We start from the raw sequence: 16,942 nt of genomic DNA on the forward strand, positions 1-16,942 counted from the left end.
TCGTTGAACTTGTTGGTGAACAAATTTATATTCGATTAGTACCCAATAAACTTTTGCGTAGAGAAACACCTTAAATTTAATTTCATATATCTTCTTAAAAGAAACAACTCTTGAATCGTCTAGTTAATCTAATACGATTCACAGGGTATTTTTTTGATTGTCTATTTTATTTAATGTTATTCAATTAAATGGCCCTTTAACGGAAGAATAAGAATCTTAGCTTACTGACCTTTAGAATATCTTCTGTTTTGTCGTTAATGGGGATTTTATGAGTAACTTATAACATAATGAAAAATGCCAAGATCCCTTTTATAACAAGGATCCTTGTCATTTTTCAGACGGAATAACATATATGACATTATATTTGTATTACATAGCAACTGTTTACTCACCTACTAGTCCATCACCATCTCGATCATCCATATACTTATAAAGCCAATGTTATATTTAGGTTATAGGACTTTAACGCTTGTTATTAAAAGAACTACACATATTAGACATATCTAAAATGTCAGGTCTTATTTTGATCTCATCTTCCACTAACGCCCTTTAACGGAAGAACATTTTATTTTCCCTCGATGTAATTGCACTTAAAGCTATTTTTTGTAGATTATCATATATGGGGTACCGCCAACATTTCGGAAATTTCGTACGCTAAGCGAATCTCAATCTAAAATAGTCAATTGCCTGTACGCTAAGGAACCGACTTTATTAGGTTGACTCTTCAAATAAAGCGCCACTTGAAGAAGTTTTTTTATTGACGTGGTGCAAACAACATTACTGATACCCCAGCCAAGCAAATACCAGCACCAACCCTACCATATAAATCAGGTGTTTTTTATCAATGCCCCATCCCCACAGTACAGAAAGAACAATAAATACTCCTCCATAGGCAGCATAAACTCTACCGAACGATGGGAATGATTGAAATGTAGCAATGACTCCGTATAAAACTAAGGTTACTCCCCCAAAGATCCACAAATAAAGTGGCTTACCTTCTCTGAGACATAACCAAATTAGATAACCACCACCAATTTCAGCTAATCCTGCAACAATGAATAATACAATTGTATAAATCATAAAGCACTCCTTGAACAATCTAATCAATATAGCAATTATTAACGTATCCTTTTTGAACTATGATAATTATTTCAAGCATAGAGTGGTTAACAACAGTTTGGAGGGATAGTATTGAGCGAGGATTTTATATATACAAATCAAATACTTGAAAGTCGAGGTACCGTCGGGTAAATACAGACGTTAAGGATTTTGAAAGATAAAAAAGCTTAATTCCTCATTATTTTTAGTGAGAAATTAAGCTTTTGATTTTCACCAATCGCGCCCTTTTCTGAATAAGCGTGTGCAAGAGATAATGGAAAAATCGTGCTGAAAAAACATCTAATAAAAGTTACAACATATGTGCGATGTCCGAAGCTACTGTTGGATAGGCAAATATCATTTGTTTCATTTCTTTGGTTGAAATTCCAAAACGAATGGCTGTTGCAAAATGATTAATAAGTTCATCGGCTTCATTACTAATCAAATGAGCACCGACAATTTGATCATGATCTTCGTCAATCAGCACTTTAAACGCAGCAAAGTCCTCATTTGTCCGTTTATACGTAAACCAGTCGGAGATGTTTTTCTGCTTTACTTTAATATTCCGGCCAGAGTTTTGGGCTACCTCCTCGCTCATACCTACCGATGCAATTTTAGGTACGGTAAATACAGCAGATGGAATCACGGGATATTCAATTTTTTTGCTGTTCCCTTTCAATAAATTAGATGCTACGACATGAGAATCTGCACTGGCTACAGGTGTGAGGGGCAAGCCATCCGTTGCTGCAGCATCCCCGGCTGCATAGACATTCGGGTTACTTACACTTTGTAAATACTCATTAACATGGACACCATGTTTTTTCCTTTTTATATTCCCTTTTTCAAGATCCATATCTAAGGCAGGGACCCTTCCTGCACCATGAATAACAATGTCTGCTTCAAACCGAGTTATATCCTCTTTTTTTCGAGCATACACATGAAACTTTCCTTGTTCTTTTTCAATGGATTCAACGGAATGTTGAAGATGTACCTGTATGCCAATCTCTTTCGACTTTTCTAAAAGGATATCTACAAGATCTATATCAAAATTCTCCAAAGGTCTTTGACCTCGATGGATAATATGAACTTCTGATCCAGCACGTGCCGCGATATGAGCAAATTCAAACGAAATATACCCCCCACCAACAAAGACGATTCTTTGTGGTAATTCATCCAACTCTAAAAATTCATCACTATAAGTAAGATGTTCTTCTCCTTCTATAGGCAAAGGAGTAGGTTTCGCACCACTTGCGATCAAGAAATAACTCCCCTCGAGCACTTCTTTATTCACTTCAAGTTTGTCCTCACTCACGAAAGATGCATTGCCATGATACGTATCGATTCCCTGTTTATTCAATGCTTGCTCTTTTTTTTCCGGGACATGATCTGTAAAGGTTCCTTTAAAGCTCATAAGATTTTTCCAGTTTATGGAGACTTCAGACGGTACCCCATTATTAACCATCCGTTTGTTCCAATCAATTAGTTCGGCAGCACCGTGCAAAACTTTCTTTGGGTCACATCCACGTAGTGCACACGTGCCCCCAAACGGCCTGTCATCGACCATAGCTACGCTCCAACCGGCTTTATTACATTTTGCTGCTGCAATTGAACCCGCAGAACCTGTACCAATCACAATAAGATCGTATTTCTTAATCATTATTATCCTCCTCACAGAATATTGATTCTATAATACGTTTGCCTTATTTCTATCAAATGAAACCCCGTACCTTATCCAGGGTTAGAAAAATCCACCGTCTTGCCTAAACGGTGGATTAATTGTGTTGTTATCCCGCACAACAAGATAATTTTGAAACATCTTTATCAAACGTCAGGGAAGCTAATTTCAATCCCTCTGCCATGGTTAAATATGGAGCTAGGGTTTCACGGAGATCTTCCACAGTTAACCCAAATTTAACAGCCAATGTTGCCCCATAAATCACATCTCCTGCATTTTCTGCCACCACATGAGCTCCTAGTATTTTCAACGTTTTTGAATCTGCAACCAATTTAAACACACCAGTCGTCTCTCTATTTACGAGTGCACGGGGCACTGCATCTAACGGCAATACGGAGGTTTTCACTTCATACCCTTTTTCTTTTGCCTGCTTTTCAGTCAAACCAACCGTCGCAATTGATGGAGTCGTAAACGTAACCCCTGGAACCAATTCTAAATTAAGCCTTTTGTTCAGTCCACCAATCGCATTTCCAGCTGCAACTCCGCCTTGATAGGCTGCCACATATACAAATTGAGGTCCAAGCGTGACATCTCCTGCAGCATAGATGCAAGCATTTGTAGTTTTCGAATAGTCATCAATTATGATTTCACCACGCGAACCTGTTTCAACGCCTGCAGCAGGTAAATTTAAACTTGCCGTATTAGGTGTTCTTCCTGTGGCAATCAGCAATTGTTCTGATTCAATGATTCTCTTCTTGCCATTGACTTCAATATGAACTTTTTTTATGTCTCCATCTTGTTCGATTCGTTTATAGGTTGCTCCTTTCACAAGATTTATTCCTTGTTCAACTAGAGCTTTTTCCACTACTTCTGAAATCTCCGAATCATAATCTTTTAAAAGACGTTCACTTCTTTGCATTAACGTAACTTCTGAACCTAAATTGTGAAAAAGTTGCCCTAGTTCCATACCGACATAACCAGAGCCAATGACTGTAAGACGTTTTGGCACTTTCTTTAATTCAAGTAATGTGGTGCTTGTTAAATAATCTACTGTATCTATTCCAGGAATGGCAGGTAAAGACGGTGAAGCACCTGTTGCTATTAAAAATCGTTTCGCTGATAGCTCCGTCCCATTCACTTCAACCGTGTTTTCATTTACAAATTTTGCTTCCCCTTTGATTAATTCAAAACCGTAGTCATCAATTAAATCTACATATTTCCTGTTTCTAAGATCCGTTACCAATTCATTTTTTTGCTTGATCAATGGTGCCAAATCCACCTCACCAGCTGACGTATGCAATCCTACAAACGGATTGTTTTTGGCTAAATGATTGATTTCACCAGCTCGCAACAAGGTTTTTGAGGGAACGCAACCAATGTTCACGCAGGTCCCACCAACTGTTTCACGTTCGATAATAGCCACCTTTGCCCCGTATTTTACAGCTTCAATGGCTGATGAAAAGGCAGCCCCACCGGAACCGATGATAATGTAGTCATAATCGCCTTCATCGCCTAGCTTCACTGGCTCCTGTAGTTGTACTTCTTTTGCTTCACCTGGCTCGAATTTGGCTTCGGCAATAGCGTTTTTCGCTGTTTCCACCTTCACGTCATTTGGAAGTTCAAAAATAGCTTCTCCGCGACGAAAATCCACCTCAATCTCTTTTGCCCCCATTTTTTGAAGGGCGACAGCTACATGTTCTTCACAACCCGTACATGTCATTCCTTGAACGTTTACTTGAAACTTTTTCATGTAAAATTCCTCCTTCTACTCGACTCCAAGGCCAAATTCCGATACAGACATCTTTATTGTCTGTAAATCCGTTTTCTTATCATCAAAGGCAACCGTTACTTCGCCTTTACTTCCACTGACTTTAATGGTTGTTTTGCCAACACCATCTACTTGTTTCAAAACATCTTTAACAACTGAAGGAGGACAACAATTCATACCCAAAACCGTGAATGTCCCTGTTTTAGTTGTTTCAATGGTAGCTTTTACATGCTCCTTAGCATCTATAGTATTTTGTGTTTCTTTTTCGTTATTACACGCACCAACCACGAACAAAAGCGATAATAGCATCATAATCTTGATTAAGTGTACTCTCATATAAGCACCTCATTTTTATACTCCACCTTCAACTAGAAATAAAAAAAGAAACATACAAAAAACGAAAAATGTCGTGAGCCATAAGCCGATGATATAATTTTTTCTTTTTCTCTTTCTTCCGTAAACCATGTAAAAGGAGTAAGCAAGAAGGATAATCGTAACGATGCTAAACAATAATCGATATTTAAATGAGTAGAAGGCTAATGCTCCGGCAAAACCGGTTAAACCCAGGGGTATAAAAATCAACGGACCCAGGCAGCATCCAGCCATAACAAAAGCAGAAAATATAGTAGTTAACTGAGACACTTTTTCCTTCATGATTTAAACCTTTCCATGCTGCAGCAATCATGAGTTGTTGTTTCTTTCTTTGTTTCTCTTTTTGTTTCTGGATCAAGTTTTCTCCAGCCCTTGAAAAGGGCGAATAAAAATAAAAGACCCATCACGATGAAAATAACATCTTTAAATTCCGTAAAGTATGAGCCTAGTGCTGTACCTGCAACCAAAGGAAGCAGTAAAAACAAATGGCACGGACATGTGATTAGTGCGAAAAGAAACCAACCTGAACTTTTTAGTGTGTTTTTCATCCTGTTGCACCTCTTATTTCCTCATCAGTGTTTCAATAATGGGGCATTCATAAATATCTTTATTTTCGGGACATCTTTCTTTTAGATCCACTAGCATTTGTTCAATTCTTTGAAGATCTTCAATTTTACGCTGGATGTCCTCTATCTTAAGAACAGTGAAATCATACATATCACGACACTTCGCTTCATCGCGATCGACAACCCCTAGCAATTTATCAATTTCATTTAAGGTAAATCCCAGTTCCTGCATCCGTTTTATAAAATTCAATCGATCAACTGTTTTCTTCGAATACATTCGGTATCCGTTTTCGGTACGATTAGGCTCTGGAATTAAGCCTAAACGCTCGTAATATCGAATGGTCTCCTTGTTAACGCCGCACTTTTCAGCCAGTTCTCCAATCCGAAATTGCATTTATCTCACCTCATACAAAGTATAAACCCTGTACTATAGTACAGGGTCAAGGGAAGTATTATATACTATATTATCGATTTACTATTTTAAACTGCCATTTTCAAAAAGCTTTATTCAACAATATGGCCCTTTAATTGAACATCCGTTTAGAATTTCAACAACAATAGAACGGAAGCCATAAAAACTTCCACTAGACACTATATTTTTCCAACTACCGAATGTACCCGATTAATAATCCTGTATTATCAACTCGCTTGATATAAAAGACTTTGATAACACTATTTTTGTAATAATACGAAGAATAATCTGTATTCTGATCAAAGAGAGGTCTTATTCCATAAGTAGAATAATCGTGTATCCTAATTTATTACTATTAACTTTGCTATGAGAGCTTGCTGCTATAGTTCAACTTCACCACAAATGAGTGTTTTTGCTCCTACTTTACAGCCATAGCATAGCAATCCCAAGGAATTTAATAAAAGGTCTCGTTGGCTTTAAATTTCTTTCAAAAAGGAATTGTTTATTAATATTTAGGAAAAAATATAAAAAGCCTCTTTGAAAATCTTTTTGCGTGTAAAAATACTAATCAATCATATAGGGAAGGGGGAGGGGAAATGTTAAGTTTGCATGATAAAAAGACAATAGAACCCAGAAAGTTCTTTAGTAATGAAACAAAAGATTTCACTCCGTGGCTAGTTCAATATGACAAAATAAGAGAATTAAGTGACGTGATAAAGTTAGATATAGAAGTAATAGGAAAAGAGGTGAACGCCAAAAACCGAAAAAGAGTAGATGTCCTAGGCAGAACAAAAGTTTCAAGGGAAAATGTAGTTATTGAAAATCAATTAACTGTAAGTGACAACGATCACTTCTCAAGGTTATTACAATACGGGGTAAGTTTCAATGCAAAGTATCATATATGGATAGCTCCGGAGTTCAAAGAGGAACACCAGGATACTATAAGAGACTTAAATGAAAAATGTGCAGGTAGAAGCTACTATTACCTAGTGCAATTTATACCCCAACTATTAAAAACAGGAGAATGTGTGTACGAATTTAGGTTAGTGGTTGGTCCTGAAAAAGTAGAGGTGGGTTTAAAAGAAAATAACGTTATTAGCACTGCCAGCAGTAAGCCCTCCTTAAGTGAAAGCTTTAGAAAAGAGCAAGTAGCTAAAAGTTCAAATCTTTATCTGCCAGTAAAAGATACGTTTGATAAAAACCTAATACACTTCGCAAACATAAGGCATTCAGACATTATAGAGCTTTCAGATTCTAAATTATGGAAGGAGTGGGAGCCCAAACCAGATTTTAATTACAATGGATACATGCATGATTTCATAGTGCGACATCAAATTAACCATCTAGATAATGGTAAAATCCTAACACTTAGAGAAGTTCAATATATCTTTAGATTCGATGATTTTTTTGAGTTGAGAAAACATGTGAATTACAAAGTCTTAAAGCCTCATATATTAGATGGAAAATTAAAGGCGACAAAAGGCAATGATCGTAAATGGCTAGTGAAAAGAGAAGATCTAATCGAATATATTTATGAAAATTATATAGCTTTTGTGCCAAAAACATCAAAACTTGTTGTTAAGTACACAGATACGTCTCAATGTGATATGCCGCCTTCTTAAACAGTCGGGCATAAGTATGCTAGTTTGAACACTCAGATCACACATAAAGGAACTTAGATCGGCTTATAGATATGACAACTGCCTCAACTTTAAATGCCATTTACTTGATGCTACTAAATTAAACAGCTTCTATTAGTATCGACTTTATAATCTGGCACAGGTAAAGAGCTCCAAGTGTTTTCATTTTGTAATAGTTCTACCTAAGACATTACAGCTATTAAATTGGTTAAACCTACCCAATGTACTATAACTCCATAGTAAGCAGTGGATGTTTTTTATTTAGCATGCTCTATTTTCTTTTGATTAAGAAAGAAAACTTTGGCTAACTCATTGGTGTCAAGGTAATATTTTTTCATAATACATAATGCATTTATCTCCCCATCAACCCCTTTTCTGCTATTTTCATTTATTTCTGGTCCTCTACCACTTTTACCTATTTGGTTTCTAATTATATTTCTGTAGTTCATTTTAATGTCACCCCTATTTAAGTAATTAACAAGACTATTTATAGTTAATTGTACTTACTTTTAAAACTATTAAAGTCCTTTCTTTATACATTATAAATTCTTATTAGCGTGTTACCATCTAGCTAAAGTAAATATTTTCACAAAGTAATTTTAACGGGACTTTTGCACAATATGAGTCAAATACGAAAAAACAATCACTTTCAAAGTGATCGCGTTTAAATATAATTCATAACAAGTATATTTATACTGTTTAGCAATTCTCCTGTTGTCTTTTTCTTGTATAACCAACTTAATACCCAATTGAAAGCGAGATAACCATTGTACCAATTTCACTTTAGCAACGATCTCAACAACCTCAGTTTCTTAACGGTTAAAGTACCAAATTTAGGTCTTTAACTCTGCTATACCTAACTTATTAAGTTGTTCATGAATGTATTTATGGCCATACTTTTTTTCCACCTCGGTTGTAAGCAACATAGTTAAGTCACGTATAGAACGAGTAAGTGCTACATATAAATAGTTCCTCATTTTATTGTAATCATCTACTTCTTTAAATAAATAAGGAGCAAGTTGGGTCGAAATTATAAACAAACAATTATAGCCTTCTAATCCTTTAATAGCATCAATGGAATCTACTAATATACCTGGTTCACTTGATAATGCACTATGATATGCATTTACAGCAGAACCAATCTTACCTTTGTCATATTTATCTAGACTTAATGTAAGTTCTTTTTCAAGTCCAGAAAAGATTTTATAAGTAGGAATTCCTCGTTTGATAGAGTTAACAGTCTTTTTTTTAAGCACATAAACAACTTGATTTAAATTATTCTGTTTTACAGAAGATGCCTTACGAGCTAATACAGTTAATTCGTATGATAGTTGCTCCTCTGTTTTTGTTACATCTTCTCTATGAGTCTTAAAGCGGTCATTCCTCTGGTAAATATATGCTAAATCGTACTTTGCACATTTAATATCTTCTTGAATTGTGGAGTTTGATTCCAATAAGTATCGTAATGTTCCCTCTTCTTTTGTTGAAGTCTGATGCTCTGCCTTTGATATGAAGCTATTTGAAAAATCTACGTGTAAACTAGGGCAGCGGTGGTTCTCTGACTTATAGTCAACCGATAAATCACCTGCAATAATATCTCGAAAAGCTGCTCTATTTCTAAGGTCTTGTTTAGGATCACCTATCAAATTAACGTTGATATTATAATTCGCAAGCATTGTTAATACCTCTGAAAAATCTTTATCCATATCTTGTGCTTCGTCCACATATATGGAATCTAAGTATCTAGACAACATTTTCAAGGCATTATTACGCCTGTGTTTTATCTTCTCAGTATCCTTGTTTTTACCACAAAGAAGATGTTTGGCTGTCTTCGTTACATCTTCTACGTGTAATATATGTTCCCTTCTTAACTCCTTTTTCTTAATTGCTTTAAAGGCCGGTTTAGGATGAAGGGGTATCTGTGAAGCAGATTTATATTGAGCCCCATAAACTAAGTGATTAAAAGGATAAATTACTTCTTTTAATAAAAAAGAATGTATAGTTTCAATTTTTAATAGATTAGGAATGCATCCTTCGTTTTCTAAAACTTTTTCTTTTATTCTATCTCTTGCAGCGTTTGTATAAGTGATAACGTATATTATTTTATTATCAGTAATCTCTTTAAGTCTTGATATTACGAGTTCAGCCATTGAGCTTGTTTTACCGGCTCCAGCTCCAGCCACTACAATATACATTTTTTTCTCCCGTTATTAAAAAGTGAATGACCTCTCTAATGTGGTTGGGCATTACCACATCTTTTAATTCTTCAGTTCCTATGTCTCGACAAAAGTGTAACATTGTATCCGTTTTAGCTCCCCTCCACTTATCTGAAAGGTTTTCTTTAGTATCAATATCTTCCCAGCCATGCTTGGTAGAAAAGTATGTTTTCAGCTTTTCAAAATTAGTACTAGTGTTAACAAATTCAGGTTCCAGGGTATACTCTTGTGTAGTTGTTACATAAATATTCGGATGATGATTATAAGCCTCATGATCTTCTTGAGCCTTCCTTTGATTGTCAAAATCTCTAATTATGCCTATTTTATGGCTTGTATTTTGATTCACTTTAAGCCATATATCAAGCATATCTCTAAAGCCCTTATGTAAAGAGATTACTTCAATATCATTCAACTGTTCATTTTGTGTACTTAGGTATGATTTGATAAGCATTTCCTCGGTTGGACCTTCTACTAAGATGCAATTCCTTGAGTAGAGAAACTTTAGAAAGTCTAAGTTAGGTTTTTTGGCTAAGTAATCCAATTGATCACCTTCAAGTTCTTTCTTTAGAGCATAAGTGCTTCCTTCAGCTAATATTGCTACATTCTTTAAATCGAGCTTATTAAGAAACTCCGCGCTATGTGTTGAAATAAAAAGTTGTAGTTGGTTGTTCCTATTCATCGTCGAATTTATAAAACTAGCTAAAAGGTGTTCATTGCTTACACTTAAATGAGCTTCAGGTTCTTCTATTGTTAATATGTTTAAAGCTACATCACTTTCTATGCTTAACGAATTCAACATGACGAATAAGTAGATTAGGTTTCTATATCCTAAACCTTGTGAATTTAAGGATTCATCACCATAGCCTAAACGCACATTGTTTAGTAAAGAGCTCATTGTAGGAACATTAGGTAGCAAAGTAATCTTTCCAAAAAAATCTTTAGCATTTTCTAAGTCCGATGATTCCTGCCAATTAAATACCTCTTCTAAGCTACTAATGTTTTTTAAGTCATTGAAGAATGTTTCATATGATTGTTCCACTTTCTTTTTATCATCTGTATTCATCTTATTATGCAAGAGAGATACTAGTGATTTAGAGCCTAACTGAGAAGATTTATTTGAAAAATCATCTCTTTCAGCAGCTAGTGCATTATATTTGAAGTAAGCCAGGTCTGTATAGGAAACCTTTTCATTGGTCGAGGGTATGATTGTTTGGTACTTATAAAACTCGATTGGAAGTAAATTCATCTTTAAATCATCTATCGAATCAACATCTTGTAATATGTCTGAGATATGGCGAAGTAAATCTTGAGGGTCCTCAACCTTATATTCATACCTTATAGTGAATAAGGGTGTGTCATTATCTAAATTAGAAGTCCAATTTCTAACATAATATTCTTCTGCCACTTTTTGGGGAGAAAGTGTTACTTCAACGTTTACAGAAGGTATATGGTCAATAAATTGATCTATGTCGCATGAACTATTTTTAATTTCTTCTAAATTTCCTTCTATGAAAGAATAATATTCTTGCTTAGCGGCACTATTAATGTCTTGCCATCCGAGATTTTTATTAACCGCTCCAATTTCTTGATTCATAAAAGGAAGTGTTATTGCTCTAAGTAGATTACTCTTACCGCAATTATTATCTCCAATAAAAACTACAATTTTATTTGTATCTAGGTCAACTGCTCTTAAGTTTCGGTAATTATTGACCTTAATATTTGATATCTTCAAATTAAAGCTCCTTTACCTTGTTAATAGTTAAATGCTATCTTTAATTTCAATTAAAGAATAGCAGTCTATTGGTTGCTCCTCTCCTCTGGAATCGCAAATCATGCCACACACCTAAAATAATCAGTACTTATAATCGATGTTATAAGAACTACCTCAATTCATGAAGAAATTAACCTTGTATATTTGACGTAGGAAATCCACCAATTTCCTTTCACTCTTGTAAATTAATTGTCTTACCCTTTCAGGAGTAACCTCAATGATCTCCGCGACTTCCCTTAGTTTTAAGGGTTTTCCTTTTACACCATAAACAGAATCTAATACTATCTGTTCTCTCTCGGTTAACATACTTTTATGATTTAGATAAACACTTATAAACCTCTTATACTCTTCTGATTCTTTGTTATGTAGGATATTATAGTATCTTTTCCTTAATCCGATTTTTCTGATTTTTTCATATATATAAAATGAAGAATTTCTTCTTTGGTTACTTCTAACACAGCAACACTCCCCCAAAAAAACCTGATAATACATACTTCGACATTATGTTTAAAATACCTACTCGACATGTAAAAAAGTGGATAATTAGTTCCCTAATCACCCACTTTTTTAGATTAGCCTATTTACTTTTTATTTCAGCACATTTGGCTCTTAGTGTAATTGTATCTACTGTTGCTATTTCCCATATTTCTGATAAATCTAGATTGTCGTATTCATTTATTAGAGTATAACGAAAGCCAATTATCTTTTCCCAAGGAATATGGGGATTATCTTCCTTCTCTTCAATAGGAATGTTTTTTGCTGTTTCTCCAATTAGTTCTAGATTCCAAATTACTGCATCAATAATTAACCTCGACTTTTTGAACTCTTCAATCGACAGTCCTTGTATATATGTCTCTATGCTGTCTGCAGCATTAATAATCTTGTCAATAAAATGAAATTGGCGCATTAGGATAAATTCACTTCCTTTTGTTTTTTTGACTAGAAATAAAACTAGATATAAAACGATTCCTCAGTCACTATCTTAGTAGATTAAAGCCTCGACATACTTATTTTGATAGGTGCTTTATTAGTTGCGATTTACTTATTATAATAAAACAAATAAGACTAGATGTAATTAGATGGATGAAGTTAGTACTGCTGTAAATGGTTCGTAGTTATTTATAAAGGGCAAGAATATGATGAATAAAACAAGCGTTATCAGAACCGAATAAGAAAAAATGCTTCTAAAATAAAGAAATACTTTCATATTGCGTTACAAAGATAAGAAACACGGAAGAGTACTTAAAAACGAATAATAAAATATTAGTGAGGAGATTTTCTAGAAGTATGTTCCCCTTTAATCTCAAAAATAATGGCTGTAGCAAGGTTATGCTATTTGTACCACAAAGCAAATTAAAATGTGCGTTCTCAGGAGCTTAGGGATTAATACTCATCCAACATTAATACTCAATTAAGTGTGCATGGAAGGGTATGAAAAAGCCTTGCTTATAGGTATTGAGAGATTTTTTGAAATGCTGTTACGAAGAAACCGGGAATGTCTGCAACGGAGAATTTCTATTTGTTTGAGGTTCATATTGAAGTGTTAAAAAAATCATTTCCAATAGCAGGAGGTGATAAAATGTGTAGCGATGAATTCAAGAAAAAAGTGGAAGAATTAGTAGTCAAATTAGAAGATGGTGTTGAAAATCCAGCCCTTTTTCAAATTGTGGAACAGATTGTGCTTAGTGATTCAGAATTAGCAAATTTCTTTAAATCAAAGGAGATTATTATGGAAAAGTTAACATTGAAATTAGAACCTCAAGCAATTACATATGATGACATGGAGTCGTATTTGCCACCAAAATGGGAAATGCCGCGAGAGGGTAAGATGCTATACACAGATGAAGAATTACAACGAGCTTTAATATTGATCATGTATAACCTGGGAATCCATAAAAGTTTAGAACTCATCCCTGACGATTTGATAAAAGTCTATCTACGTAAAAAAACAAAATTCACCGAAAGTAAGGACTGATTTAGCTTTGACAGTTGGAGAAATTAATCAAAAGATACTGGAATTAATACTATTGATTATAAAGACACTTTAAAAATATGGAAATCATCTGGGATGGATAAAAAATAGAGTCCAATTGAAATGTCTTTATAAATCTTTTACTTTGGTATCTTTGTTTATAAACTTCCAGTAGAACGTCTCAATTGAGTTTTTATGCCACTGCTCAGTAAGGAGATCATTTACATTAAGTTTCCCAAGTTGTTCTCTCTTTGATTTCATTTCAAAGTAGTCGTCTATATGACTTTTAATTTCCATTAATAATTCATCCCTATCTAAATCTAACAGACGGTCATATTCCTCTTTAAATGGATGCGATTCACTAATTGATGGACTATTTTCCCACTTCATTACAAGCACTCCGTTCTGAATAGTATACTGGAGGAACTTTAAAATAATCCCATAAAAACTCTTCCCTTCCAGGATTGGAAATATACTTAGTTTTTTAAAGCTATCTACTTTATCTTTATTAAAAAGATATTTTTATGAACGGCATATTCACACGTTCCTTAACGTAATTTAATTAACGCCCCCTTAGCTTAATAAAGAAAAAGAAAGATTTAACAACTAGTTTACATATATGTCTTGACAATAAAAAACGTACTGTTAGGTTCGTTGGGAAACCCAGTACGTTTTCCATTCTGCACCTCTATAGTAGACATCTTATTACATTATTTATAGTTTTGTATCAACTCTTTCCTTGTCCAATAATACAAGAAATTCTTTAAGTCACTTCCTACCACATGATAAGGTGCACGACCAGTTGTAGTTTTCAGTTTCCAAGAACGGCACCATCTTCGAACCGTTTCCTCTGAATATCCTGTTATATAAGATATATCAGAAGGCGTAAGCAGGTCGTTATCCCGGATTTTTTCAAAAACATGAGGGATGCTCCCTTCAAAGCCATATTCATGGATATAACCTTCAAACTCCTCCCAAGAAGAGTACTTTGAAAATATTTCTAGATTTTGATCTTTCATTAGCTTCCCCCTTATTGAGCTAATTAATGTACATTTTTTCTTTTTCCAAGCTCTCTTTCATCTCAAACCATTCTTCTATGGTTAACCCCTTGGGCCGCTTCCTTAGTTTATTTAATTGCAGATTAATTTCATCTAGACGTTTTGAATTAATCTCATTTAACTCATATTCCTTTTTTTCCTGACTGATCTTTTTACTTTCCTTCTCTTCACTTTGTATTTCAAAATCCTTTGAAGAATGCAGGTTCAATTCCTTTTCCCACATTATCAATTCTTTTCGGTTCCATGGAAAGTTAATCGTGTGATTTAAAACAGTATAAAAATCATCATCTGATATGGGTGCAGTATAATGCATTTCTCCAATATCTCCAGAAATTTTATGCCGCATTTGTATATCCGCAGCCACTTTTTGAATCCTACCGTTTAATCTTTCAATAGGTAACCTTACTCCAAAGCCCTCAATTAGATTATTCATGCTCCGCCTTGATGCTTTTAACTCAAAATCTCTTCTCTGCTCATACGATAGAAAATCCAATTGCGTTTTCAACCTCGTCATCACATCTGTCATAATTGCCGACTTGTATCCCTTTTCTGGAAATAGATCTTCAGGTCTGAATAAAAATCCCTTCCCCCTGGGCTCATTCTTTTGTTTTTTATACAATCGTTTCAAGTATTCATTTACCCGTTTTACAGTACCTGCTGGAATTACCGTACCTAGTACGGGGTGAGATGGAGAATTTTCATGTTTTGAAGCTTCACGAGGGATGTGAAGTTCTCCCCACCCCCGACTATTTAATTTTATATATCCTTCCTTGTCTAATAAGAAATATTCAATTTTGAGTTTTCTTACTTCGTACGGTCTAGTCCCTGTAACACAGCATAACTCCCAGATAGTTGCATTTCTATAAGGGTCATGAGAGCCAGGATCATTAAGTAGTTTTTCCCTCACAATAATCATCTCTTCTCTATTTAAGAAAGACTTATTAACTTTATTAATGGTCTCTCCAGACGCTAGTTCACTATAGTTTGTTGGAAACTGATTTAAGAAGGACTCTATTCTTAGCTCCAGTTGCCCATACTCAAACCATTTATCAGGAGTCAATGCATCGTTTTTTAGACGTTGTAGTATCCAAGCATAAAAAGGCTTAATAGTTTGGAATACGTGGACGGCTGATGTAGTCTTAGATTCTGTCATAAATGCAAATGCATCATCCTCACTAATTTGTGTGGGATGGAACTTATTTGAGTCGTATTTCTCCTTTTCATCTTGTGTAAGAAAGGCATACCTCATCTTAGGTTTTTGATCAATATTGCACCGAGCACAAATAATTCTAAAGAAGAATGTGGCCAAGGCACTTCTTAGTTTGGCAAGTGTTTCTTCTTTATTTGCAATGTGTTTTTTTGCCCGATAGTTGTTGTGTGATATTCTTCCCCCCTTTTTTCTAAAAGATAGATACTCTTCTATTATCTTCTGCTGTTGACTGTTGAGCACAGAAAAATTCGAGTTCTCATTTGCTGTATTTTTTGAATGCATATATTTTTCCTTCTTTTTAGCAAGAACAAGGCTTTCAACTTCATTTAAAGACATCGTATCTATCCCATATTGATTTTCTTTAACTGATAATAGTCCTTCTTTTTTATAACTTAATATAGTCGCATCAGAAACTACTATCCCTCTCTTTTTTAGTAATTTAGCAAGAAAACCAGTTGTTAAGTTCTCACAATGCTCTAGGAAGTCGTATTTAAAAAAATATATATAGGCACCAAAGATCGGGTCGAGTTTTTTTCTGCGTAATACTTTAACAAATAGATGATCGTATTGCTTCGAATCAATCATGTTCTTTATCTCTGAGTTGGTTTGAGTCACCCCTTTAACGAGCCCACCGATGTTCAGGTAATTCGGGTCTTTGGTGTAATTGTTAAATTCCTCGCAAGTTTTTTCATATAAAGCCTTAATATTTGGAATTGCTGTCTTTAGAACAAGATCCTGCCCATATTGTGTTGCATCTCCAGTAAACCATGCCTCGTGCTTGGGAAGGCTTTTTAAGACACTGAAGAATCCTTCCGAGATTCCCCATTCATTACTTGCAGCATAAATAGTCATAAAATCATTGGATTTCATTTTAATCACCTCTAAGTATTAGTTTATCCAGCTTAAAAACTGACATACACCCACTGCACACATCACCTACCTTTTAAGGCTTATTAGTACACCAACCAAAAAGAGTAATTTGTTGGCTAATGTGTGCTCTGAGTATATGTATAATTTTTCTTCAAAAAAAAACAAAAGCACCTGAAAACATGCCCGTATAATAAAGTAGGCATGTTTCTGGTGCTCCCAGTGTAAATAATAATAATTTGCGGAATTAATTTAATTTAATCACATCAATGTAGAATTAACAAGGACAGGGGAAATGGATTTATAACTACACCTTT

General features: G+C 34.7%; 16 protein-coding genes and 1 pseudogene. 2 read left to right on the forward strand and 15 right to left on the reverse strand.

Annotated elements, in window-relative coordinates; translation table 11 throughout:
- Positions 1–754: 754 nt before the first annotated feature.
- The 7 genes and pseudogenes from V6B33_RS16475 to merR1 form a co-directional block, all read right to left on the reverse strand.
- A pseudogene (locus tag V6B33_RS16475) lies at positions 755–1,080 on the reverse strand (YnfA family protein).
- A 328-nt stretch (positions 1,081–1,408) separates the two neighbouring features.
- Complete coding sequence (locus V6B33_RS16480) at positions 1,409–2,755, reverse strand: dihydrolipoyl dehydrogenase family protein (protein WP_334218837.1); 1,347 nt, start codon at positions 2,753–2,755, stop codon at positions 1,409–1,411.
- A 127-nt stretch (positions 2,756–2,882) separates the two neighbouring features.
- Complete coding sequence (merA, locus tag V6B33_RS16485; protein WP_282139360.1) at positions 2,883–4,523, reverse strand: mercury(II) reductase; 1,641 nt, start codon at positions 4,521–4,523, stop codon at positions 2,883–2,885.
- A gap of 15 nt (positions 4,524–4,538) precedes the next feature.
- Positions 4,539–4,877 carry a mercury resistance system substrate-binding protein MerP gene (merP, locus tag V6B33_RS16490; RefSeq protein ID WP_282139361.1) on the reverse strand — a complete coding sequence of 113 codons (339 nt, stop codon included), beginning with the start codon at positions 4,875–4,877 and terminating at the stop codon, positions 4,539–4,541.
- Between the two features lie 15 nt (positions 4,878–4,892).
- Positions 4,893–5,195, reverse strand: coding sequence for a mercuric transport protein MerT (merT, locus tag V6B33_RS22105; RefSeq protein ID WP_432653509.1), 303 nt, complete (start codon positions 5,193–5,195; stop codon positions 4,893–4,895).
- Positions 5,192–5,461 (reverse strand): hypothetical protein, encoded by a 270-nt coding sequence (locus V6B33_RS16495; RefSeq protein ID WP_079533368.1) that lies wholly within the window; start codon positions 5,459–5,461, stop codon positions 5,192–5,194. The genes merT and V6B33_RS16495 overlap by 4 nt, the downstream gene beginning before the upstream one ends.
- Positions 5,462–5,474: 13 nt before the next feature.
- Positions 5,475–5,873: a mercury resistance transcriptional regulator MerR1 gene (merR1, locus tag V6B33_RS16500; protein WP_079533366.1), complete on the reverse strand. Its 399-nt coding sequence runs from the start codon at positions 5,871–5,873 to the stop codon at positions 5,475–5,477.
- A gap of 614 nt (positions 5,874–6,487) precedes the next feature.
- On the opposite strand from merR1, the gene V6B33_RS16505 reads away from it, so the two are divergent.
- Positions 6,488–7,513 carry a hypothetical protein gene (locus V6B33_RS16505; RefSeq protein WP_282139119.1) on the forward strand — a complete coding sequence of 342 codons (1,026 nt, stop codon included), beginning with the start codon at positions 6,488–6,490 and terminating at the stop codon, positions 7,511–7,513.
- Positions 7,514–7,788: 275 nt separating this feature from the next.
- Here V6B33_RS16505 and V6B33_RS16510 read toward each other — a convergent pair whose 3' ends face one another.
- The 5 genes from V6B33_RS16510 to V6B33_RS16525 all read right to left on the reverse strand — a co-directional run bounded on the left by V6B33_RS16510 (position 7,789) and on the right by V6B33_RS16525 (position 12,425).
- A complete protein-coding gene (locus V6B33_RS16510; protein ID WP_159362658.1) occupies positions 7,789–7,980 on the reverse strand; it encodes a hypothetical protein in 192 nt (63 codons plus the stop codon).
- Positions 7,981–8,364: 384 nt separating this feature from the next.
- On the reverse strand, positions 8,365–9,726 hold the full coding sequence (locus V6B33_RS16515; protein WP_282139118.1) for a UvrD-helicase domain-containing protein: 1,362 nt from the start codon (positions 9,724–9,726) through the stop codon (positions 8,365–8,367).
- On the reverse strand, positions 9,692–11,479 hold the full coding sequence (locus V6B33_RS16520; protein WP_282139117.1) for an ATP-dependent nuclease: 1,788 nt from the start codon (positions 11,477–11,479) through the stop codon (positions 9,692–9,694). The genes V6B33_RS16515 and V6B33_RS16520 overlap by 35 nt, the downstream gene beginning before the upstream one ends.
- Positions 11,480–11,632: 153 nt before the next feature.
- Positions 11,633–12,010, reverse strand: coding sequence for a sigma factor-like helix-turn-helix DNA-binding protein (locus V6B33_RS22110; protein ID WP_442915552.1), 378 nt, complete (start codon positions 12,008–12,010; stop codon positions 11,633–11,635).
- 85 nt (positions 12,011–12,095) lie between these two features.
- Positions 12,096–12,425 (reverse strand): HepT-like ribonuclease domain-containing protein, encoded by a 330-nt coding sequence (locus V6B33_RS16525; protein WP_282139116.1) that lies wholly within the window; start codon positions 12,423–12,425, stop codon positions 12,096–12,098.
- Positions 12,426–13,013: 588 nt separating this feature from the next.
- On the opposite strand from V6B33_RS16525, the gene V6B33_RS16530 reads away from it, so the two are divergent.
- Positions 13,014–13,493 carry a hypothetical protein gene (locus tag V6B33_RS16530; RefSeq protein ID WP_282139115.1) on the forward strand — a complete coding sequence of 160 codons (480 nt, stop codon included), beginning with the start codon at positions 13,014–13,016 and terminating at the stop codon, positions 13,491–13,493.
- A 126-nt stretch (positions 13,494–13,619) separates the two neighbouring features.
- Here V6B33_RS16530 and V6B33_RS16535 read toward each other — a convergent pair whose 3' ends face one another.
- From V6B33_RS16535 to V6B33_RS16545, 3 genes are all read right to left on the reverse strand, one after another.
- Positions 13,620–13,880: a hypothetical protein gene (locus V6B33_RS16535; protein ID WP_282139114.1), complete on the reverse strand. Its 261-nt coding sequence runs from the start codon at positions 13,878–13,880 to the stop codon at positions 13,620–13,622.
- Positions 13,881–14,200: 320 nt separating this feature from the next.
- Entirely contained in the window at positions 14,201–14,509 is a 309-nt protein-coding gene (locus V6B33_RS16540) for a helix-turn-helix domain-containing protein (RefSeq protein ID WP_159362665.1), read from the reverse strand.
- Between the two features lie 19 nt (positions 14,510–14,528).
- A complete protein-coding gene (locus V6B33_RS16545) occupies positions 14,529–16,628 on the reverse strand; it encodes a hypothetical protein (RefSeq protein ID WP_282139113.1) in 2,100 nt (699 codons plus the stop codon).
- Positions 16,629–16,942: the final 314 nt, after the last annotated feature.

It is taken from the genome of Mangrovibacillus sp. Mu-81, assembly GCF_036867415.1.
Lineage (GTDB): Bacteria > Bacillota > Bacilli > Bacillales > Bacillaceae_B > Rossellomorea.